Origin of the sequence: Mesorhizobium sp. ES1-3, assembly GCF_020164795.1 — a bacterium.
In the GTDB taxonomy this organism is placed as follows: domain Bacteria; phylum Pseudomonadota; class Alphaproteobacteria; order Rhizobiales; family Rhizobiaceae; genus Mesorhizobium.
In genome coordinates, this window is the sequence record NZ_JAIUGW010000003.1 from 202,544 (window position 1) to 224,596 (window position 22,053).

20 protein-coding genes and 1 pseudogene are annotated in these 22,053 nt (G+C 62.6%); 13 read left to right on the top strand and 8 right to left on the bottom strand.

The window, feature by feature from the left end; translation table 11 throughout:
- Positions 1-82 precede the first annotated feature (82 nt).
- The 7 genes and pseudogenes from lptF to LB536_RS06305 all read left to right on the top strand — a co-directional run bounded on the left by lptF (position 83) and on the right by LB536_RS06305 (position 8,064).
- The gene (lptF, locus tag LB536_RS06275; RefSeq protein WP_140762032.1) at positions 83-1,285 is read left to right on the top strand and encodes an LPS export ABC transporter permease LptF; all 1,203 of its coding nucleotides are present in this window, start codon (positions 83-85) and stop codon (positions 1,283-1,285) included.
- Positions 1,282-2,367, top strand: coding sequence for an LPS export ABC transporter permease LptG (gene lptG, locus LB536_RS06280; RefSeq protein ID WP_181178731.1), 1,086 nt, complete (start codon positions 1,282-1,284; stop codon positions 2,365-2,367). Before lptF ends, lptG begins: the two co-directional genes overlap by 4 nt.
- A complete protein-coding gene (locus LB536_RS06285; protein WP_181178727.1) occupies positions 2,367-4,793 on the top strand; it encodes an LPS-assembly protein LptD in 2,427 nt (808 codons plus the stop codon). Before lptG ends, LB536_RS06285 begins: the two co-directional genes overlap by 1 nt.
- Before the next feature lie 88 nt (positions 4,794-4,881).
- Complete coding sequence (locus LB536_RS06290) at positions 4,882-5,814, top strand: peptidylprolyl isomerase (RefSeq protein WP_181183028.1); 933 nt, start codon at positions 4,882-4,884, stop codon at positions 5,812-5,814.
- A gap of 1 nt (position 5,815) precedes the next feature.
- Positions 5,816-6,844, top strand: coding sequence for a 4-hydroxythreonine-4-phosphate dehydrogenase PdxA (gene pdxA / locus LB536_RS06295; protein ID WP_411966533.1), 1,029 nt, complete (start codon positions 5,816-5,818; stop codon positions 6,842-6,844).
- Between the two features lie 25 nt (positions 6,845-6,869).
- Positions 6,870-7,703: a 16S rRNA (adenine(1518)-N(6)/adenine(1519)-N(6))-dimethyltransferase RsmA gene (gene rsmA / locus LB536_RS06300; RefSeq protein ID WP_140812541.1), complete on the top strand. Its 834-nt coding sequence runs from the start codon at positions 6,870-6,872 to the stop codon at positions 7,701-7,703.
- 68 nt (positions 7,704-7,771) lie between these two features.
- Positions 7,772-8,064 (top strand): annotated as a pseudogene (locus LB536_RS06305) (DUF1330 domain-containing protein).
- A 6-nt stretch (positions 8,065-8,070) separates the two neighbouring features.
- Here LB536_RS06305 and gmk read toward each other — a convergent pair.
- The 3 genes from gmk to mltG all read right to left on the bottom strand — a co-directional run bounded on the left by gmk (position 8,071) and on the right by mltG (position 11,008).
- Positions 8,071-8,727: a guanylate kinase gene (gmk, locus tag LB536_RS06310; protein ID WP_140762087.1), complete on the bottom strand. Its 657-nt coding sequence runs from the start codon at positions 8,725-8,727 to the stop codon at positions 8,071-8,073.
- Between the two features lie 21 nt (positions 8,728-8,748).
- Positions 8,749-9,639, bottom strand: a complete 891-nt coding sequence (locus LB536_RS06315) for a YicC/YloC family endoribonuclease (protein ID WP_140762051.1) — start codon at positions 9,637-9,639, stop codon at positions 8,749-8,751.
- A gap of 154 nt (positions 9,640-9,793) precedes the next feature.
- Complete coding sequence (gene mltG, locus LB536_RS06320) at positions 9,794-11,008, bottom strand: endolytic transglycosylase MltG (RefSeq protein WP_224590630.1); 1,215 nt, start codon at positions 11,006-11,008, stop codon at positions 9,794-9,796.
- On the opposite strand from mltG, the gene LB536_RS06325 reads away from it, so the two are divergent.
- A complete protein-coding gene (locus LB536_RS06325) occupies positions 10,914-11,183 on the top strand; it encodes a hypothetical protein (RefSeq protein ID WP_224590640.1) in 270 nt (89 codons plus the stop codon). The genes mltG and LB536_RS06325 overlap by 95 nt on opposite strands.
- On the opposite strand, the gene fabF is transcribed toward LB536_RS06325, so the two are convergent.
- From fabF to fabD, 4 genes are all read right to left on the bottom strand, one after another.
- Positions 11,171-12,433, bottom strand: a complete 1,263-nt coding sequence (gene fabF, locus LB536_RS06330) for a beta-ketoacyl-ACP synthase II (protein ID WP_224590500.1) — start codon at positions 12,431-12,433, stop codon at positions 11,171-11,173. The two genes, LB536_RS06325 and fabF, sit on opposite strands and share 13 nt — an antisense overlap.
- 34 nt (positions 12,434-12,467) lie before the next feature.
- Complete coding sequence (locus LB536_RS06335) at positions 12,468-12,704, bottom strand: acyl carrier protein (protein ID WP_006203723.1); 237 nt, start codon at positions 12,702-12,704, stop codon at positions 12,468-12,470.
- Positions 12,705-12,915: 211 nt separating this feature from the next.
- Entirely contained in the window at positions 12,916-13,653 is a 738-nt protein-coding gene (gene fabG, locus LB536_RS06340; protein ID WP_140762058.1) for a 3-oxoacyl-[acyl-carrier-protein] reductase, read from the bottom strand.
- 57 nt (positions 13,654-13,710) lie between these two features.
- A complete protein-coding gene (gene fabD / locus LB536_RS06345) occupies positions 13,711-14,652 on the bottom strand; it encodes an ACP S-malonyltransferase (RefSeq protein ID WP_224590501.1) in 942 nt (313 codons plus the stop codon).
- A gap of 243 nt (positions 14,653-14,895) precedes the next feature.
- Between fabD and LB536_RS06350 the strand changes: the two genes are divergently transcribed.
- The gene (locus tag LB536_RS06350) at positions 14,896-16,857 is read left to right on the top strand and encodes an LTA synthase family protein (protein WP_224590502.1); all 1,962 of its coding nucleotides are present in this window, start codon (positions 14,896-14,898) and stop codon (positions 16,855-16,857) included.
- A 43-nt stretch (positions 16,858-16,900) separates the two neighbouring features.
- Here LB536_RS06350 and LB536_RS06355 read toward each other — a convergent pair whose 3' ends face one another.
- On the bottom strand, positions 16,901-18,544 hold the full coding sequence (locus LB536_RS06355) for a pilus assembly protein (RefSeq protein ID WP_224590503.1): 1,644 nt from the start codon (positions 18,542-18,544) through the stop codon (positions 16,901-16,903).
- Between the two features lie 465 nt (positions 18,545-19,009).
- On the opposite strand from LB536_RS06355, the gene rpsF reads away from it, so the two are divergent.
- From rpsF to LB536_RS06375, 4 genes are all read left to right on the top strand, one after another.
- Entirely contained in the window at positions 19,010-19,498 is a 489-nt protein-coding gene (gene rpsF, locus LB536_RS06360) for a 30S ribosomal protein S6 (RefSeq protein WP_015318508.1), read from the top strand.
- Positions 19,498-19,746 carry a 30S ribosomal protein S18 gene (gene rpsR, locus LB536_RS06365; protein WP_006203718.1) on the top strand — a complete coding sequence of 83 codons (249 nt, stop codon included), beginning with the start codon at positions 19,498-19,500 and terminating at the stop codon, positions 19,744-19,746. The genes rpsF and rpsR overlap by 1 nt, the downstream gene beginning before the upstream one ends.
- Positions 19,747-19,961: 215 nt before the next feature.
- On the top strand, positions 19,962-20,546 hold the full coding sequence (gene rplI, locus LB536_RS06370; protein WP_140765429.1) for a 50S ribosomal protein L9: 585 nt from the start codon (positions 19,962-19,964) through the stop codon (positions 20,544-20,546).
- A gap of 152 nt (positions 20,547-20,698) precedes the next feature.
- Positions 20,699-22,009 carry an SAM-dependent methyltransferase gene (locus LB536_RS06375; RefSeq protein ID WP_140812535.1) on the top strand — a complete coding sequence of 437 codons (1,311 nt, stop codon included), beginning with the start codon at positions 20,699-20,701 and terminating at the stop codon, positions 22,007-22,009.
- Positions 22,010-22,053 lie beyond the last annotated feature (44 nt).

Genomic DNA, 22,053 nt, shown 5'->3' on the forward strand with positions numbered 1-22,053 from the left:
AGCCAGTTGTGCGGGCGTCGCCGGACAGCTACCCTTGGCATGGGTGGCATGATGCCGTTCGAGAAAATCGAGTAAAGCCTTCATGAAGGTCGTTGAACGCTACATCATGCGCCGCGCTTTCGTGGTCTTCCTGGCAGCACTGGTCTGGACGCTGGCCATCGTGTGGACGACGCAAGTGCTGGCCAAGATCAACCTGGTCACCGACAGCGGTCAGTCAGCTTTGACCTTCTTCGAGGTCGCGTCTCTTATTCTCCCCTCCATCGTTCCGATCGTCGTGCCTTTCGCGCTCGTGGTGGCCGTCGCCCAGACGCTCAGTGTGATGAATTCGGATTCGGAACTCGCGGTGGTCAACGCATCGGGGGCCTCGCGCTGGACCATCGTGCGGCCGATCATGCTGCTGGCGCTGGCCGCCAGCGTCTTTTCGTTCGCCGTGGACAACGGCATCGACCCCTATGCACGACAGAAGAACCGCGCGCTCGTGGCGGAGTCGCGCGCCGATCTTTTGTCGCTGATCATCCAGGAAGGCACGTTCCGGAAGATCGAGGACGGACTGTTCCTGCAGATTGGCGAGCGGCTTCCCGACAACCGGCTGGGTGGCATCTTCGTCGCCGATTCGCGCGAGGAAGGCGTCAATCTCGTCTATTATGCCAAGACCGGCAGCATCATCGAGCGCGGCGGCGAAAAGGTGCTGATGATGAATGACGGCGTCATCCATCGCAAAACGCTGACGGGCGACCTCAGTGTCATCCGGTTCACGTCCTATGCCTTCGACATGTCGGCCTTCATGTCGGCGGCCAACCAAGTGACGCTCCTGCCAAAGGACCAGACGACGCAGTACCTGCTCAATCCAAGCCCTAACGACAAGAACTATCAGCAAAATCCCCAGGAGTACCGGGCCGAGGTCGACCAGCGGTTTACGGAATGGACATACTCCATGGTTTTCGCCCTGATCGCGCTCGCGGTCGCGGGAGACGCGCGTTCGCATCGCGAGGCGCGCGTCAATCCGCTGATCACGGCCATCGCGATATCGCTGTTCGTGCGCTGGCTGGGTTTCTTCGCCGCCAGCAAGGCCGACGAGGTCCCGCAATATTCCTATATGGTCTATGGCGTACCGATCGTGGCTTCCGCGGTGGCGATCTGGTTCATCGTGTCGAACCGGACAATGGAATTGCCGGTCGCCTGGGCGGACTGGATGACAAACCTGGCCAGCCGCATCGGTGACGGCTGGAATGCCCTCAAGCTGCGTCTATCCAGGCGTGACACCTCGGGCCAGGGAGCCGGCTGATGGGCTGGACTCTGGGCCGTTACTTCTTCTTCCGCTACGTGGCGATCACGATCTGGTTCTTCCTCGGCCTTCTGGCGCTGGTATTCCTGATCGATTTCACCGAACTGTCCGGCCGCACCACCGGCCTGCCGGGGTTCACCTATGGCACGGCGATGGCCATTTCAGGCCTTCGAATGCCGATGATCATGCTGCAGACGGTGCCGTTCGTCGGCTTGTTCTCGGCGATGGCGACGCTGGTTTCGCTCAACCGACGTTACGAACTCGTCATCGCACGGTCCGCGGGCGTTTCCGCCTGGCAGTTCCTTTTGCCATGCTGCATCGGGGCACTGCTGTTCGGCGCCGTGTCGGTCGGGATCATCAACCCGCTCGCCGCGCACGCCTTCTCCTTGTCCGAACAGATCGAGACCGAGCTGCGCTCCGGCAAATCCAACACGGTTTCGGCCGATGCCGCTCCCTGGATTCGCCAGAAAACCAGTTCCGGCGACACGATCATCGGCGCGCGCGCCATCCTCGGCCAGGGTCTGGAGATGGCCGACGCGGTCTTTTTCATCCTCGACCAGCAGGGCAATATCGTCGAGCGCAAGGATGCGGCGCGTGCCTACCTGCGCGACGGCTATTGGGAATTGCAGGATGTGAAGACCTTCAGGAACGGCACCATCCAGACCGTCGCGAACGATCGTGTGCCGACCAATCTGAAGCCGGAATTCGTGCAGGAGCGGCTGGCGCGCCCGGAGACGATTCCCTTCTATGACCTGCCCGGAAAAATCGAGGTTGCCCGTTCCTTCGGCCTCAAGGCAAATGCCTTTGCCATGCAGTTTGATTCGCTGGTGGCGTTGCCGTTCCTCCTCGTCGCCATGACGCTGATTGCGGCAACAGTTTCAATGCGATTTGCGCGAATGGGGCAGTCGGCAACGATGATTCTAGGTGGCGTCGTTGCCGGGTTTCTGCTTTATGTCGTTTCGGTGCTGGTGAAGGCGTTCGGCGTGGCGGGGTTCGTGCCGACTGCGATAGCCGCCTGGGTGCCGGTCGTGGTAGCTATGTTCTTCGGGGTGACTTTCCTGCTATACAAGGAAGACGGCTAGTGAGGGAGGCGTTTTTGCCCAGCGACAGGCAGGCCCGTTTGGCGCGCCTCTATGCGGCGAGCGCCTTGGCGTGCCTGCTTGCCTGCGGCGTCCCGTTGCCGGCGTTCGCGCAGGATGTCGGCAACATGGCGGCCACGGTTCCGTCCGGCTCGCAGATGCTGCTGGCCGCCGACACGCTGGAATACAACAACGACAACCAGACCGTGACCGCCATCGGCGGCGTGCAGATCGACTATGGCGGCAACCGGCTCGTTGCCCAGAAGGTCGTCTACAACCGCAACACCAAGCGGATGGTTGCCAGTGGCAATGTCGAGATCGTCAACAGCGACGGCACCAAGATCAATTCACAGCACATCGACATCACCGACGATTTCGCCGACGGTTTCGTCAACGCGCTACGCGTTGAAACCGTCGACAAGGCCTATTTCGCCGCCGAAAGCGCCGAACGCATGGGCGGCGTGCTGACCACCTTCCACAATGGTGTCTACACCGCCTGCGAACCGTGCGAGGACAAGCCCGACAAGGCACCGACATGGCGCGTCAAAGCCAGGAAGATCATCTGGAACGGCGAGAAGAAGACGGTTCGTTTCGAGAACGCGAATTTCGAGTTCTTCGGTTTTCCGCTGGCCTACCTGCCGGCGTTCGAGATCGCCGACCCGACGGTGAAGCGCAAGAGCGGCTTCCTGATCCCCAGCATCGGCTACAACAGCCATCTGGGGTACAGCGTCAAGGTTCCCTACTATTTCGCCCTTTCGCCGACATATGATCTGACGGTGACCGGAAGCGGCTACACCAAGCAGGGCTTCCTCGGCGAAGCCGAATGGCGCCAGCGCTTCAACAACGGCCAATACACTTTTAAGGTCGCCGGCATCCAGCAGCAGAATCCCGACGCCTTCATCGACAGCGCCGGCCGCAATATCGATTCGGGCGCAGTGGGCGATTCCAACAAGTTCCGCGGCATGATGGGCACGCAGGGGCAGTTCGCCATCAATGAACGCTGGAATTTCGGCTGGGACGTGCTGTTGCAGACCGACAAGGATTTCTCGCACACCTACAACATCGCCAAGTACAACGAATACGTTCACCAGTCGTCGGTCTACCTGACCGGTCTCAATGACCGTAACTATTTCGACGTGCGCGCCATGCATTTCGAAGTCCAGGAAAACACGCTCAACAGCAATCCAGCAGCGCGAAGCGGCCAGCAGCCGTGGGTGCTGCCGTCGCTCGACTATGCCTATATCCCCGACACATCGGTCGCCGGCGGCCAGCTGTCGCTCAACGTCAATACGCGCGTCATCCGTCGCGAAGATCTCGACGAGGCTTTCAACAAGCCATACGACCCTGCCACGCTGGCACAGCGTGTCCGTGGCATAGAAGGCGAGTCTGGCCGACTCACCACCGAAGCCGAATGGAAGCGGACATTCGTTACCGATGATGGGCTGGTATTGACACCATTGCTGGCGCTGCAAGGCGATGTTGACTACGTCCGCGCTTCATCGGCTTCGCTCGCGGCCATTCAGGAGATGGCCGCCAACCCTGTGATAAATACCAGCGAAGACATGCGCTCGTCCTTTGCCCGTTACATGGCGACCGCCGGGCTCGAGATGAGCTGGCCGCTGTTGTTCTCCCTGGCCAGCGGGTCGAGCCACGTTGTCGAGCCGATGGCCCAGGTGTTCCTGCGTCCGAACGAACAATATGTCGGCGGTCTCTCCATTCCGAACGAAGATGCTCAAAGCATGGTTTTCGACGCGACCACGCTGTTCGAACGCGACAAGTTCTCCGGTTATGACCGCATCGAGGGCGGCTCGCGTGCCAATGTCGGGCTGCGCTATTCCGGCTCCTACATCAATGGCTGGGGCACCAATGCGATCTTCGGCCAGTCCTATCAGATCGGCGGCGAAAACTCCTTCGCGGCACCCGATCTGGTCAATGTCGGCGCAAATTCAGGGCTTGAAACCACCAAGTCCGACTATGTCGGCCTGTTTGGCATAACCAGCCCCAATGGCTTCGCCGCCTCGGTCAGCGGTCGTTTCGACGAACAGAGCTTCGAGATCCGCCGCGCCGAGCTGAAAGCCGCCTATTCCGGCCTGCCGGTGTCGTTGAGCGCCAAGTATGCCTTCATCCAGGCCCAGCCGCTCTATGGTTTCACGACCGACCGTCACGAGGTCACGCTCGGCGCATCGACGCATCTTGCCGAGAACTGGCGCGTGTTCGGGACAGGAACCTACGACTTGCAGGAGGGCCTGCTGGTCAAGGACGGGGTCGGCTTCGCCTACAACGATTCCTGCTTCACCTATCTGATGACGTACGCACAGTCGCGTGACCTGAACACCAGGGAAGTGACGCAGAGCATCGGATTCAACCTGTCGTTCCGCACCCTCGGCGACTTCGGCTCGTCGACCAACGCAATCGACACCATCCAATAAGCGGCGACATCGTTTCGCCGCATAGGGCTGGCACGGATTCGCATATCCGGAAGGGGACGGAATTGGGCGGAGCCGGAATGGAATTGGGATGCCAACGATGAGGAAATACCTCTTTTCAGCAGGGTTCGCGCTGCTTGTGGCGGCGACATCCGTGTCGATGACAGTGATGACGCCGCCGGCTTTCGCCAGCGAGATCAAATACGTCGTCAACGACATAGCAATCACCAGTGGTGATATCGCCCATCGTGCCGCCTTCCTGAAGCTGCAGCGCAAGAAGGGCGACGCTGCCCAGGAAATGATCGACCAGACACTGCGCGTCGCCGAGGCCAGACGGCTGGGCATTCGTATCAGCGATGCACAGGTCGCGGCCGCCTACCAGCGCTTTGCCACCAACAACAAGATGCAACTCGCTCAGCTTGATGGCGTCATGGAAAAATCCGGCGTCGGCAAGGATCATTTCAAGGAGTTCATTCGCGCCCAGATGGCATGGAACCAGGCCCTGAGCGCACGTTACCGTTCCGGCGAAGGTGGCAGCGTGACCGAACAGGACGCGGTGCGGCGCATGCTCGACAAGGGCGGAGCAAAGCCGAGCGCCATGGAATACATGCTGCAGCAGGTCATCTTCGTCGTGCCAGCGGCCGAACGCAGCGCGACACTGGCCAAACGCAAGCGCGAGGCCGACGCCATGCGTGCCCGCTTCAACGGCTGCAACACGACGCGCGAGTTCGCCAAGGGCCTGATCGACGTCACCGTTCGCGACCTCGGCCGGGTGCTGGCGCCGCAACTGCCGCCGGACTGGGCCGAGCAGATCAAAGCGACCAAGGTCGGTGGCGCCACCGTCACGCGCGAGACCGAACGCGGCGTCGAATTCATCGGCATCTGCTCGTCGCGCGAAGTGTCCGACGACAAGACGGCCCAGATGGTGTTCCAGAGCGAAGGCTCCAACGACAAGGCCGCCGACGATCTCAGCAAGAAATATGTCGACGAGCTGAAGGCGAAAGCCCGCATCGTCAAGCGCTGACGTGGGCAACGCGATGACCGCGCTGGCGTTGAGCGTCGGCGATCCGTCCGGTATCGGCCCTGAAATCGCCATCGCCGCCTTCCTTGCGCGCAACGCCGTCGGCTTGCCCCCCTTCTACCTGCTGGCCGACCCGGCCGTGGTCGCCTCTCGCGCACGCCACCTTGGCGTCCCGCTGCCTGTCGAGGAAGTGATGCCGGTGCAGGCAATCGAGGTCTTTGGCCGCGCCTTGCCGATCGTTCCCCTGACGGCGCGTTTCATCGACAGCCCCGGCCGACCCGACCCGGCCAATGCCGCGGGCACCATCGAAGCGATCGACCGCGCAGTCGGGGCCTGCCTTGCCGGCGAGGCCGCTGCCGTGGTGACCTGCCCGATAGCCAAGAAACCGCTCTACGATGCCGGCTTCCGTTTTCCCGGCCATACCGAATATCTGGCGCATCTTGCGGCTCGGCACAGCGGCCTCGAGGCGATGCCGGTGATGATGCTGGCAGGTCCCGACTTGCGCACGGTTCCCGTCACCATCCACATCGCTCTGGCCGAGGTGCCGAAGGCCCTGAGCACCGAATTGATCGTCGCGACCGCGCGCATCACCGCGGCCGACCTTGCCAACCGCTTCGGCATCGCCAAGCCGCGGCTCGCCATTGCCGGCCTCAATCCGCATGCCGGCGAAAGCGGCTCCATGGGCCTGGAAGACGAGCATGTCGTGCGCCCGGCGGTCGACATCCTGCGCGCGGAAGGCATCGATGCTTTCGGCCCCCTGCCTGCCGACACCTTGTTCCATGCCCGGGCGCGGGCAGGCTACGACGTCGCGCTGTGCATGTATCACGACCAGGCATTGATCCCGGCCAAGGCGCTGGCCTTCGACGAGGCGGTCAACGTCACGCTGGGCCTGCCCTTCATCCGCACCTCGCCCGACCACGGCACCGCCTTCGACATCGCTGGCAAGGGCGTGGCGCGACCCGACAGCCTGATCGCGGCGCTGAAGCTCGCCAGAAACCTCGCCGACATCGACGCAAAGGCCGTCGCCGCATGAGTGCTTCCGCTTCCGGTCTTCGCGCATGAGTATCGATGGGCTGCCGCCGTTGCGCGACGTCATCGAGCGCCATGGGCTGCAGGCGAAGAAGGCGCTCGGCCAGAACTTCCTGCTCGATCTCAATTTGACCGGCAAGATCGCACGCAGCGCCGGCGACCTGACAAATGCCACGGTGATCGAGGTCGGGCCTGGGCCTGGAGGGCTGACAAGGGCGCTGCTGTCGAACGGCGCCCGCCGGGTCGTCGCCATCGAGCGCGACGAACGCTGCCTGGCAGCGCTCGCCGAAGTCTCGGCTCATTACCCCGGTCGGCTGGAGGTGATTTCGGGCGACGCGCTGAAGACCGACTTCGCCGCCCTCGCCTCGGGGGCCGACCACGGTCCTGTCCGGATCGTAGCCAATCTGCCCTACAACATCGGCACCGAACTGCTGGTCCGATGGCTGACGGTTCCGGACTGGCCGCCCTTCTACGCCTCGATGACGCTGATGTTCCAGCGTGAGGTCGCCCAGCGCATCGTCGCGGCACCCGACAGCGATGCCTATGGCAGGCTGGGTGTGCTCGCCGGCTGGCGCACGCAGGCCAGAATCGCCTTCGACGTCCCGCCCCAGGCCTTCACGCCACCACCCAAGGTCACCTCTTCGGTGGTGCACCTGGAGCCGCGCACGACACCGCTGCCCGCCGATGTGAAGAAACTCGGCCGGGTCACGGAAGCCGCCTTCGGCCAACGCCGGAAGATGCTGCGGCAGAGCGTGAAAAGCCTCGGCGGCGAGGCCTTGCTCGAACGAGCGGGGATCGACCCGACGCGCAGGGCGGAAACACTCAGCGTCGAGGAGTTCGTGCGGCTGACGAATGCGGTCTAGCGCCGGCAAGTCTGGAATTGCCACGATCAAGACATAGGTAGTCTGGCGAACATGCCGGAGAACCAAGAATGCCCGCCTATGTCATTTCCGATGTCACGGTCCGCGACGAAGAGGCGTTGCGGACATACCGCTCCCGCGCCGCAGCCTCGATCGCCCGGTATGGCGGGCGCTATCTGGTGCGCGGCGGTCAGGTGCAGACGCTGGAAGGTGAGTGGCATCCGGAGCCGCTGATCGTTGTCGAATTTCCTGACATCGAGCAAGCACGGCGCTGGTACGCATCCGCCGAATATGCGGCGGCGCTGGAGGTGCGCGATGCCGCGCTCGACCGAGTCTGATCCTGGTCGACGGCATGGCGCCCTGACGCCAGTCAGACGGTTTTTTCGTCCAACAATCCCGACACGAAATCGAAGAGACCGGGCCGGCGGTCGCGCCGCAGCCGCTCGGCGACGACGATACCGCGCACCTCGGCGAAGGCGCGGTCGAGATCGTCATTGACGATGACGAAATCATATTCCTTCCAGTGCTCGATCTCATTGCGGGCGTTCTTCAGCCGCGTCTCGATCACCGCCTCCTGGTCCTCGGCGCGGCGCTTCAGCCGCGCCTTCAATTCCTTCATGGACGGAGGCAGGATGAAGATCGAGACGATGTCGGCGCGCATCTTCTCCTTGAGCTGCTGAGCGCCCTGCCAGTCGATGTCGAACAGCATGTCGCGCCCCTGGGCCAGCGCCAGTTCGGCCGGCTCGCGCGGTGTCGCATAGCAATTGCCATGCACCTCCGCCCATTCGAGCAGCGAGTCGGAATCGCGCAACCGCTCGAATTCGCGCATCGTGCGGAAATGGTAGTGAACGCCCTCGATTTCCGAGCCGCGGCGCGGCCTCGTGGTGACCGAGACCGACAGTTCGAGGCTTGAATCGCTCTCCAGCAGGTTGCGCGCGATCGTCGACTTGCCGGCACCCGATGGTGACGACAGGACGAGCATCAGCCCTCGGCGGCGGATGCGGGACCCCAAATCCCTGGGAACCATCGGTTCCTTGGCAACCATCGGCTACTCCAGATTCTGGACCTGTTCACGGAACTGGTCGACCACAGCCTTCAATTCCAGCCCAATCGCTGTGACCGCCGCGGCATTCGACTTGGAGCACAGCGTATTTGATTCGCGGTTAAATTCCTGTGCCAGAAAATCGAGTTTGCGGCCGACGGCGCCGCCACCCACGAGCAAGGTCCGGCCAGACGCGACATGCGTCTTCAGCCGGTCTATCTCTTCGCGAATATCGGCCTTGGTGGCAAGGAACGCCGCCTCCATGTGCAGCCGGCTTGCATCCAGATTGGCGGATGCGTCCATCAGCAGCCTGACCTGCTCGGCGATGCGTTCGCGGATCGCCGCCGTATCGCGTGACGGGTCGGCTTCCGCGCGCAGGGTCAGTGTCTCGATGGTGTCGATATGGCCGGACAAAAGCAGGGCCAGCGCGGCGCCCTCGCCTTGGCGGGCCTGTTCCAGACCGTTCAGCGCCGCATCGAGCGCGCCTATGATGGCGGTGTCGAGCACGGCCCGCACTTCTTCGGTTTCGATGGTTTCGGCAACGTCGAGCACACCACGCAGCGACAGCAATCCATCAGCCGTCGCAGGCGCAACGCCGAACTGTTCCTGCAGCCGCTTGGCCAGGCCGGCGAGATCTTTCAGAAACGCCTCGTTGACGATGGGTTGCGCCTGCGCGCCGGCGGCGCGGCCGATGGTCAGCGTCGCCTGGAAATTGCCGCGCGCGAAACGCTTCTGCAGCGTTTGCCTGACTACAGGCTCCAACCGCTCGAACCCCTGCGGCAGCCGCAGCCGCACCTCGACGCTCTTGCCATTGACGGATTTGACCTCCCAGGCAATCGAGGTGCCGTCATGCTCGGCGACGGCCCGCGCAAAACCGGTCATGCTCTGCAAATTCATGTCGCCTGCACATCCCTGAAGCCTCACCCCAAACCGGTTTTCCGGAGGGGCAAGCGCGGCTTAAAATGACCACGCCGCGAATGCGTCGAAATCGGACGCCTGGCGTTCTTTCAAATGTCAGGCTGTCGCCTTCCAGGCAACGCCTTTCTTCACCTTACTGGGCCGCGCCGGCATCACCGCCGGCATCGCCATTGTCGCCACCGGTACCATCGCTGCCGTCGACAGGCTTATCTGCTGCTGCTGCTGCAGGCTTGTCGGCACTGCCGCTGGTGCCGGCGGCAGCGGCTGCCTTGGCTGCTTCATCGGCCTGCTTCTTCTGCAGCGCGCGATAGCGGGCGACGTTTTCATTATGCTCGTTGAGGGTCGAGGCAAAGACGTGGCCGCCCGTGCCGTCGGCGACGAAATAGAGATCGTCGGTCTTCGACGGATTGGCCACGGCCTCGAGGGCCGCGCGGCCCGGATTGGCGATAGGCGTCGGCGGCAGGCCGCTGATGACATAGGTGTTGTAAGGCGTCTGCTTTTGGATGTCGGACTGGTAGATGGGGCGGTCCGCCGGCTTGCCCTTGCCGCCAAACAAACCATAGATGATAGTCGGATCGGACTGCAGGCGCATGCCCTTGGCCAACCGGTTCAGGAAGACGGCGGCCACGCGTGAGCGTTCATCGCCCTTGCCGGTTTCCTTCTCGACGATCGAGGCCAGGGTGACAAAGTCCTCGACGTTGGCCAGGGGCAGATCCGGCGCGCGCCGCTGCCAAACCTCATCGACCAGTTTCTTCTGATCGGCGAGCAGCTTGTCGACCATCTGCTGACGCGTCGCGCCACGCGTGAAGCGCAGCGTGTCGGTGGCAAGGCTGCCCTCGGGGGGCGTCTTCGCCGGCATGTCGCCGCTCAGGGCGGGTTCGTCGGCGATGCGCTGCAAGGCCTGCTCGACGGTCAGCCCTTCCGGAACCGTCAGCGAGTACATCACCGACTTGCCGCTCTTCAGGAGCTCCATGATGTCGCGCATGGATGCCCTGGGCTTGATCTCGTATTCGCCGGCCTTGAGCGCGGAATCGTTGCCGAAGGCACGCACGCCCAGGCGGAATACGCGGGCGTCGCTGATCAGTCCGCGGCGCTCAAGCTGGTCGGCGATGTCCTGGACGCCGGTGCTGGGCTTGACGAGGAAGGTGTCGCCATTGGCGGAAGGGCCGGGTTCGGTAAACTCCTGCTTGCCGAAATAGAGAGCCATGCCCGCCGCCAGAATCATCAGCACCACCAAGGAGATGACGAAGTTCATGAACACGACGATCTGGCTGCGCGAAGCGCGCGACCGTTTCGGCGGCGGCGTTCCGGCCTCCGGCCGCAGCGCCTCGCTGGCCGTCTTCGGCATGATCGGCCCGGTGTTCGCCGGCCTTTGCCCGAATTCTCCGTTGCCTGACGGATTTGTGTTCATTTCGCCCTACCGTTTGATCTCTCAACGAATCCCCTGCGGCAGAGTAGGGGCGAATATGGCAAAATTGACGACACGCCAAAGTATCGCCCGGCAGTTGGGTCAGCCATTATAACGCTGGAAGACGAGCGAAGCGTTGGTGCCGCCGAAACCGAAGGAATTGGACAGGGCCACGTCGATCTGGCGGGCGCGTGGCTTGTTCGGCACCAGGTCGATCGCGGTTTCGCGCTCGGGATTGTCCAGGTTGATGGTCGCCGGTGCAATATTGTCGCGGATGGCGAGGATCGAAAAGATCGCTTCGGCCGCGCCCGCCGCTCCCAGCAGATGGCCGATCGACGACTTGGTCGACGACATCGAAATCTTGGACGCCGCATTGCCGACCAGCCGCTCGACGGCGCCGAGTTCGATCGTGTCGGCCATGGTCGAGGTGCCGTGCGCATTGATGTAATCGACGTCGGCTGGCGTAAGCTTTGCCCGGTTCAGCGCCGCCGTCATGCAACGGAACGCCCCGTCGCCATCTTCGGCCGGTGCGGTGATGTGATAAGCGTCGCCGGTCAGACCGTAGCCGGTCACCTCGGCATAGATCTTGGCGCCGCGCGCCTTGGCGTGCTCGAGTTCCTCCAGCACGACGACACCGGCGCCCTCGCCCATGACGAAGCCGTCGCGGTCGCGGTCGTAGGGCCGCGAGGCGGTTTGCGGGGCATCGTTGCGTTCGGTCGAGAGTGCCCTGCAGGCGGCGAAGCCGGCGAGCGACAGCCGGGTCACCGGCGATTCGGCGCCGCCAGCCAGCATGATGTCGGCATCGCCGAAGATGATCAACCGGGCGGCGTCGCCAATGGCGTGCGCGCCGGTCGAGCAAGCGGTGACGACAGCGTGGTTGGGGCCTTTCAATCCATGCCGGATCGAAACCTGGCCCGATACGAGATTGATGATGTTTCCGGGAATGAAGAACGGGCTGATGCGGCGCGGGCCGCGTTCCTTGAGGATGATCGCGTTCTCGGCGATGCCCTCAAGGCCGCCGATGCCGGAGCCGATCAGCACACCGGTGGCGCAACGCTCCTCTTCGGTTGAAGGCTTCCAGCCGGAATCCTTCAACGCTTCATCGGCGGCCGCGATCCCGTACAGGATGAAGTCGCCGATCTTGCGAAGTTCCTTCGGCTCGAGAATGGCTTCGGGATTGAGCGTGCCGTTGGAGCCGTCGCCACGCGGAATGACGTGGGCGATCTTGCAGGCAAGATCGTCCACCTCGAACTCGGTGACGCGCTTGGCGGCGCTGCGGCCGGTCAGCAGTTCCTTCCAGCCGTGCTCGAAGCCCATACCGAACGGCGAAACCAGGCCAAGGCCCGTTACGACGACACGCCTCATCGCAGGTCCTCCCCGGTGATGACTGCAGAAAGCGTCAGGCCGAAGCCTTGTCGATGTACTTCACCGCATCGCCGACCGTCAGAATGGTCTCGGCTGCGTCGTCCGGGATCTCGACGCCGAATTCTTCTTCGAACGCCATGACGAGTTCAACCGTGTCGAGGCTGTCAGCGCCCAGATCATCGATGAAGCTCGCCTGCTCCGTCACTTTGTCGGCATCGACGCCAAGGTGTTCGATGACGATCTTCTTGACGCGCTCTGCGGTGTCACTCATTTGGGGCATCCTCGTCTTTTGTTTGTCTGTCTTCGTTAGCGGGCGGAATGCCGCTAATCAAGCTGAAAGATGGTCCTGCCGGTAACGCAACGGCCACGGACCGGTTTTGCCCGAACCGCCGGGTTGCGGGCCGCATTACACGAAAAATAGCCGAGGTCCAAGCCGAAATGGTGGGTTTTCACAGCACAGCGATGACGCTGCCGAACATCGCTCAGATCATCGCCATACCGCCATTCACGTGAATGGTCTGCCCGGTTACGTAGGCGGCCTCGTTCGAAGCCAGATAAGCAACGGCGGACGCCACTTCGGCACTGGTGCCCATGCGCTTCGTGGGGATCGCCGCCATGATCGCCTCTTTCTGCTTGTCGTTGAGCTTGTCGGTCATCGCCGATTCGATAAAGCCCGGCGCGACGCAGTTGACGGTGATGTTGCGGGTGGCGATCTCCTGCGCCAGCGATTTGGACAGGCCGATCATACCGGCTTTGGACGCGCAGTAGTTCGCCTGACCGGGATTGCCGGTCACCCCGACCACCGAAGTGATGTTGATGATGCGGCCATGGCGGCGGCGCATCATCGGGTGGGTCAGCTCACGGGTCAGCCGGAAAACGGCGGCGAGATTGACCTCCAGCACCGTGTCCCAGTCGGCGTCCGACATGCGCACGAACAGGCCGTCCTTGGTGATCCCGGCATTGTTGACCAAGATGTCGACACCCTCGAGATCGGCCTCCGCCTTCTGGCCGAGTGCCTTGACCTCGTCGCGGTTCGACAGGTTGGCCGGGAACAGCTTGACCCGGTCGCCCAGTTCGGAGGCCAGCGTCTCCAGTTTCTCGACGCGCGTGCCGTGCAGGCCGACGATCGCGCCCTGCGCATGCAGCACCCTGGCGATCGCCTCGCCGATGCCCCCCGATGCGCCGGTGACAAGCGCCTTGCGGCCGGTCAATTCGAACATTTTTGTCTCCAGGTTGAGAAGAGGGCACCCCATATAGGGATGGTATCAAATGGCGTTTTATGCAAGCGCCGCCAATGCCGCCTCGACCTCGGCCGCGGAATCTACAGAGGCGGTGGCGATGTCGCGGTTGATGCGACGAGCCAGTCCCGAAAGCACCTTGCCGGCGCCGATCTCGTAAAGCGTCGAGACACCGTTGGCGCCGAACCATTCCACAGTTTCGCGCCAACGCACGCGACCGGTCACCTGCTCGACCAGACGCCGGGCGATCTCGTCGGGATCGATCGATGGCTGCACCGATACGTTGGAAAGGACGGGAACGACTGGCGCAGTCTTTGCCACGCCGGCAAGAGCCTCGCGCATGACGTTGGCCGCAGGTGCCATCAGCGCAGAATGGAAGGGCGCCGACACCTGCAGCATCAGCGCCCGTTTGGCGCCCTTTTCGGTGCACAGTTTCGCTGCCAGCTCAACCGCGGCCTTCGCACCTGAGATGACCAGCTGGCCGCCGCCATTGTCGTTGGCGATCTGGCAAATCGAGCCCTTTGCGGCCTCGGCACAGGCAGCTTCGACATCGGCCTGCTCCAACCCGATGATCGCCGCCATGGCGCCTTCGCCGGCCGGCACCGCTGCCTGCATGGCGTTGCCGCGAATGCGCAGCAGACGGGCGGCATCGCCAACAGAAACGAAGCCGGCGGCGGCGAGTGCCGAATATTCGCCCAGCGAGTGGCCGGCGACATAGGCGACCTTGTCGTTCAGCGAGAAACCGCGCGCTTCCAGCGCCCTGATCGCCGCCAACGACACCGCCATCAGCGCCGGCTGCGCGTTGGCCGTCAGCGTCAAGGTCTCTTCGGGACCTTCCCAGATCAGCTTCGACAGGTTTTCGCCGAGCGCGTCGTCGACTTCCTGGAAAATCCTACGTGCCTCGGGAAAGGCATCGGCGAGATCCTTGCCCATGCCGACAGCCTGGCTGCCTTGTCCCGGAAAGGTGAATGCAACGGCCATGCGAGGGCTCCCCAGACTGGTTTTGCTTGCCTGATACTACGAATTTTCCCTGCCTGTGGCGCAAGGCAGCCTGCCAAGTCAAGCCACTTCAGCCCATGCCGAACGCCGTATCCGCGCGCGCGTGCCTGTTCCAAAAGGCTTTTTGGCGATCACACCTGATGAAAACCGCTCACGAATCGTTTGCTGGCTCTTCTTATTTCCGCCACAGGCGCTAGCCTTGCGTGACAATTATATGACAATCGAATGACGTGGGTCGTCTTTGGGTGGGAAGTTAAAGTGGCAAAGAGTTTCAAACGTACCGGCAACGCCGCGCCGCAATTCCTGGAAGACGATCCGTCCACGGGCTATCTGCCGGGCCGGAAATGGCCGGTCGTCCGCTACGGACTGATCAGCCTGGCGATCTCGGCTGTCCTGGTGTTCGCCATCGAACTGATCGTGCGGGGTGATGTCGCCGGCACCGTTTCCTTCTTCCTGCAGCCGCTCAAGCCCGGCTGGACCACCATCGTCGTGTTCGCGCTGATCCTGATCGGCCTCGACGCGGTGCTCGGCCGCAGTCATCAAAGCCTGATGATCGTGGCGCCGCTGACCCTGTCGCTGGCCTTTGTCGGCCACCAGAAATCGCATTATCTCGGCGATCCGCTCTACCCGACCGATTTTCTCTATGCCCGCCAGATCTTCGCCCTGCTGCCGCTCCTTGTGCGCGACCGGCCTATGACCGCGCTCGCCATGGTCGTGGGCATCGTCGCCGGCCTGTCCCTGCTGGTCTACGGCTGGCGGCTTTGGCGCCGCAAGGTTCCGGCCCTCAGCCACAAGGGCCGCCTTGCCCGGCTGACGCTGGCGGTGCCGCTGCTCGCCTTCTTCGTCTCGATCATGGACTATGCCACTTTCTCGTGGACGCGGGACCGGCTGCAGATCATCCCGATCATGTGGGACCAGAAGGAAAACTACGCCTCCAACGGCTTTGCGCTCGCCTTCGCGCTCAACGTGCCGATGGCGCACGTCTCGGCCCCGCCAGGCTATTCCGACAAGGCTATTGCGGCCATTGACCGAACCAATGTGACCGCCTCGGTGCCGGCCCAGAAGCCAGACATCATCGTCGTCATGAGCGAATCCTTCTGGGATCCGACCAAGCTGCCCGGCGTCACCATCACCCCCGATCCGATGCCCAATGTGCGGGCGCTTCGCTCGGGTTCGATGTTCTCGCCTGAATTCGGCGGCATGACCGCCAATATCGAATTCGAGGCGCTGACCGGGTTCTCGAACGCCTTCCTGCCGGCCGGCAGCATCCCCTACCAGCAATATGTGCGCACCCCGACACCGTCGATGGCGACCTTCCTGAAGAGCGAAGGCTATAAGGCGCGTGCCATCCATCCAGGCACCAACTGGTTCTGGAATCGCGGCGCGGTCTATGCCGATTTCGGTTTCAACGACTTCAAATCGGAAGAGACGCTGCCGCCCATGCAAAAGCGCGGACCGCTGGCATCCGACGCCGCGATGACCGACGAAATCATCCGCGAAGCCGATGCCAGCGACGACCCCGTGTTTTTCTTCGCGGTCAGCCTGCAGAACCACGGCCCCTATGAACCGAGACGTTATTCCAACCCGACCCACTCGGTGCAAGCCCCGATCAGCCAGTGGGCGCGTGAGTCGCTGCTCTCCTATGCCGAGGGTTCAGCCGACGCGGACCACGGCCTCGAACGGCTGGTCGAATGGGCCAAGACGCGCGAGCGGCCGACGATTGTCGTCTTTTTCGGCGACCATCTGCCGCCACTTGGACCGGTCTATGTCGAGACCGGCTTCCTGAAGGACAACGTCGCGCCCCGCAGGGAACCGACACCGGAGGCGGCTCTCGAACATCACGCGACACCGCTGATCATCTGGTCGAACCGCTCAGGCCCGGTCGAGAATCTGGGGACGGTGAGCCCTGCCTTCCTCCCCTATCATATCCTCACCGCGGCGGGCATCACCCACCCTTACTACACCGGCTTCCTGGGCGAGATGCGGGAGCGCTATCGCGTTGTCGACCGCAACCTGCTGCTCACGCCGACGGGTGAGGCCACGTCCGACTGGGCGCGACAGCAGGAGATCGACCCGGCGATCCGCGATTTCCGGCTGATCCAGTACGACATGATGTTCGGCAAGCGCCATGCGGCGCCCGACTTCTTCCCCGAGACGGTCGACAAGGTCGTCTCCCATACGAGTTGAGTGGCTCGATCCCCTCAGTAATGCGCGCTCTCGGTATCGGCGCTCAATTCGTCAGTTGCAGCTTCGAGAACTTGTTGGCGATCTGCTGAAAGACGTTCGGCAGCTTGGCCGGGTCGTTGACGGCGTAGTAATCGCTCGGGTCGGAAGCGCAGGCGCTGTAAAGCGTGCGGTTGGCGGCGGTGTCGGACTGCAGCACCATCGTGTAAATCTGCACTCCCTCGTTCTTCAACTGCGTGCAGACGCTCTTGGTCCAGCCGTCGACATTGCGGGCCGCCGTCGCCTGGTTATCCGACCCGAAGCGGCCACCCGCCAGATAGCCATAGGATGTGTAGTCGGACTTCGTCGGCTGTTCATCACTGGCGCCATAGACGACATTCTCACCGTCGGTGAGCAACAGCACGATCTTGCTGATGCCAGGCGTCTTGAACGGCGCACCGCCGGTATAGGGCGCGCCGGGCGAGAGCACCCGCATGCCCCAGGACAGCCCTTCCGACACATTGGTGCCCGAACCATTCCACTCGGTCATCTGGCTTGCCGCCTTGCGCAGCTTGTCGAAATCGTCGGTCAAGGGAACGACAGGGGTAGGGCAGGAACGGTTGGGACCAACGGTGATCGCGGAACCGGTCTCGGTTATGAGTTCCTTAACGGGCGCTACATATTTCGCGACCTCTTCCTTGGTGGATTTGTCGGGATCGCTGTCGAGGCCACTGAAGTCGATGCCGAGCCGGTTGTTGCCTTTCTGTTTGTCCAGCTTGACCGTGTCGCCGGTGTCGGCGAGATAAGAATTGTTGTAGTATTTTGCCTGATTGCCGTAGGAGCTGGACGGCATCTGCGCATCTCCCGGATCATCCGGCGCGAAATAGGGAACGAACAGCGTGTCGGGCTTGGCCGGGTCGGGCGGCGTGTCGGAAATGTTATAGGCGCCGGCCCGCGCCTCCACGCAGCCCTTCCATCCCGTGCCGTTCCATCCGGACTCGGCCCATCCGGTGTCCTTCAGCTGCTTGAACAGCGCCATGTGGTTCGGGCGCTTGCCGTCGATGACGGGGAAATTGATGCCGTTGGTCGAGGATTTGCCGTCCATGTCGATCCAGGACGGGTCGAACCCGTCGCCGTTGACGTTCACGGCCGTGACGAAGGGAACCAGCGAAGCACGGACCTGGCGCGTCGGCGATTTTGTCGATTCGAGAGTGTCGAGCAACGACTTCGTCGCCGTCCTCAGGGCCGTCATGCGGGCGCCGGCCATCGAGCCGGTATTATCCAGCACCAGCACGACTTCGAGCTGGTTATTGGACTCGACCGCCGACGCATCGACCACGATGTGCTTGCTCTGGCCGAACAGGAAAGCGAAGTTCAGATTGACGTCGGCCGAGGCGACCGCCTTGGTCTTGATGAAATTGACGCCCTTGTCGACGGTCAGCGTCGCCTGTGCGTTGACGAGTTCACCATGGCCAACGATGTTGGCCTGGAAATAACGGTCGAAAGCATCGGTGCGGGTAATGTCCAGATCGCCAAGATGCGACGAGGCAAGATTTGCCGCATCGAGCGCATTCTGCAGGTTGCTCTTCGCCCGCATCATGGTCGAGACGTCGGTCGCGAAGGCCACGGCCGACAGAATGGCTGGCAGCCCCAACCCCATCAGAAGCGCGAAATTGCCGCTCTTCGAGCGCCAGAATCTGTTGAGAAGCATCCTTACCCCCGGAAATGCCTGCCGCTTGATATGCGCGGTTGTCCGGTCTTTTGCCTGCTGCGTGATGAATCGACCGTTGACGGCCGGACTCAACACGGCGCAAGCTGATATTGTGGTTAAGCGCCGGTTGCCGGGAAAATCGCCAGGCCTTGCCGGCGCCGCTACTCGATTTTCCGGTGGCTGCGACATCGGGGACGCCGCTTGCCCTTGCTTTATCAGCGGATTGCTGTAAAGACGCGGCCAATCTGCCGGTCCCAGCTGGGGGCTGAACGGAGGGCCGGAGGTTTTTTCGAGAACCTTTCGTGTGAAGCCAGAAGCGCTTCCGCCTCCCGTGTCTCCGCTCTCGACCGTCTCGTCATGCTCCTTTCTTCCCCGCGCCTTTCGAGGCACATGCGGGTCAGAGAAGTTGCAGAGGCTTTTGCCGCCGGGAACCGGGAGAGAAACGAAGAAAGGCACTGATACATAATGGCTCTTTACGAACATGTGTTTCTTGCCCGGCAGGACCTCTCGCAGCAGCAGGTCGATGCGCTTGTCGAACAGTACAAGGGCGTCATCTCAGCAAATGGCGGGTCCGTCGGCCGGGTCGAGAACTGGGGACTGAAGTCCCTCACCTACCGGGTCAACAAGAACCGGAAGGCATACTACACGCTGATGGACCTTACCTGCCCGCCGGCAGCGCTCAACGAGATGGAGCGCCAGATGGGCCTGTCCGAGGACGTGCTGCGTTTCCTGACCATCAAGGTCGAGGCGCATGAGGAAGGCCCTTCGGCCATGATGCAGAAGCGCGAAGAGCGCTCCGAGCGCGGTGGCTTCGGCGATCGCGACCGTGGTGATCGTCCGGCGCGCAGCTTCGGGGACCGCGGCGATCGTGGCCCGCGTTCGTTCGGCGATCGCGAAGGCGGCGACCGTGGTCCGCGCCGTCCGCGCGAAGGTTTTGAAGGGGGTGCAGAATAATGGTCGACATCAACCAGATCCCCACCCGGCGCCCTTTCCATCGCCGCCGCAAGACCTGCCCGTTCTCCGGCGCCAACGCACCGAAGATCGACTACAAGGACGTGCGTCTGCTGCAGCGCTACATTTCCGAGCGCGGCAAGATCGTGCCGTCGCGCATCACCGCCGTCAGCCAGAAGAAGCAGCGCGAGCTCGCCAAGGCGATCAAGCGCGCCCGTTTCCTCGGCCTGCTGCCCTACGTGGTTCGCTAATTCTTCCGAACGGGCGGTTCGCCGCCCGTTCGTTATCACCGGCCATGACGGGCATGGCCGGTTAGGCATCAAATCCCGAGTTGAGGTCAAAAACCTCTAACTGCCGCGACAGGCAGGACAGCGACACCGGCGGCAACGCCCTTTGCTTCCTGACCTGTTCCAGAGAATTCGGCGTCGGCCTTGTGGACGGACGCCCAACCAAAAGGAACATAGCCATGGACGTCATTCTTCTCGAACGCGTTTCCCGCCTCGGCCAGATGGGCGATACCGTCAAGGTCAAGGACGGTTTTGCCCGCAACTTCCTGCTGCCGCAAGGCAAGGCGTTGCGCGCCAACGAAGCCAACAAGAAGAAGTTCGAAGGCCAGCGCGCCCAGCTCGAGGCCCGCAACCTCGAGCGCAAGTCGGAAGCGACCCAGGTCGCCGAAAAGCTCGACGGCAAAAGCTTCATCGCGGTGCGTTCGGCCGGTGAGACCGGCCAGCTCTACGGTTCGGTGTCGACCCGCGACATCGCCGACCTGCTGATCGCGGAAGGCTTCACGGTCAACCGCAACCAGATCCAGCTCAACCAGCCGATCAAGACCATCGGCCTCACCAATGTGGCGATCGCGCTGCATCCGGAAGTCGAAGTCACCATCACGCTCAACATCGCCCGCACGGCCGACGAGGCCGAACGCCAGGCCAAGGGCGAGACGCTGACCACTGCCGAAGCCATTTACGGCGAAGACATCAACGACAATGCGCGGCCGGAAAACTTCTTCGATCCGAACGCCGAGTTCGAAGGCGGCGAAGAAAACGCCTGATCGCACAGGTCCTCGGACCCGCTCTCCAGCCATTTCTGGACCAATGCCCGGGCCTCTCGCCCGGGCATTTTTGTGCCAAAAGGAACTTTTCGAAACCCTATATATTGATGCAGAGTAGGACAGTCTGTCTGACCGTGAGGGGACATCGGACCATGAATATTCTGTTGAAGCGCGTTCTCGACCGCCTGGTGCGCACGGGCAGTCTCAGTGTAACCGGGCCGAAAGGCTCGACATTCGTCTTCGGCGACGGCAGCGGCGAGCCGGTGCATATGCACATCAAGACCCGGCATGCCGAGCGCGCCATCGCCTTCGATCCGATGCTGGCGGTGCCAGAATCCTACATGGACGGCGAGCTCGACATTCTTGAAGGCGGCGTGCTCGGACTGATGCGCATTGCCTTCCAGAACATGGGCAGCGGCGGTATCGACGCCACCTGGTCGAAGGCGATCGAGGGCCTGCGCCATGCCTTCCGCCGCCTGCAGCAGATCAACACCGCCTCGCGCTCGCGCCGCAACGTGCAGCGTCACTACGATCTATCGGGCGAACTCTACCGGCTCTTCCTCGATGAGGACATGCAGTATTCCTGCGCCTATTTCGAGCAACCGGACATGACGCTGGACGAGGCTCAGGCAGCCAAGAAGCGCCATATCGCCGCCAAGCTCCGGCTGAAGGCCGGCCAGACGGTGCTCGACATCGGCTCCGGCTGGGGCGGGCTCGGCCTGTATCTCGCCAAGGCTTTCGACGTCGACGTGCAGGGCGTGACGCTGTCGACCGAACAGCATGGCGTCGCCACCGACCGGGCGCACGCGCAAGGGCTGGAAAACCACGTCCATTTCGAACTGAAGGATTATCGCGAACTCAACGAACGCTTCGACCGCATCGTCTCGGTCGGCATGTTCGAGCATGTCGGCGTCAACCATTACCGCACCTTCTTCGACAAGGCGGCGACATTGCTCAAACCTGACGGCGTCATGCTTCTGCACACGATCGGCCGTTCCGGCGTGCCGTGGGCGACCAGCGCCTTCATCCGCAAGTATATTTTCCCGGGCGGCTACATCCCGGCGATGTCAGAGGTGCTGCCGGCGATCGAGAAATCCGGCCTCGTTGTCACCGACGTCGAGATCCTGAGGCTCCACTATGCCGACACGCTGAAGCACTGGGGCCAGCGCTTCGCCGCCAACCGCGACAAGGCCAAGGCTATCTATGACGAACGCTTCTGCCGCATGTGGGAGTTCTATCTGGCCGCCTCGGAAGCCGCCTTCCGTTGGCAGGACCTGGTGATTTTCCAGTTTCAGATCGCCAAGAAGAACGACACGCTGCCGGTGGCGCGCGACTATATGGCCAAATGCGAAAAGGCGCTGGAAATGCGCGACATGGCGCACCGTGAAGATATGGGCCATCGCGAGGCGGCTCCGGTCGAGAAGCCCGCCAAGGCCGCCCGCCGACGCAAGGTGGCGGAATAGGAACGGCGCTGTCAGGACGCATTATTGGCGCTTGCCATTGCAGG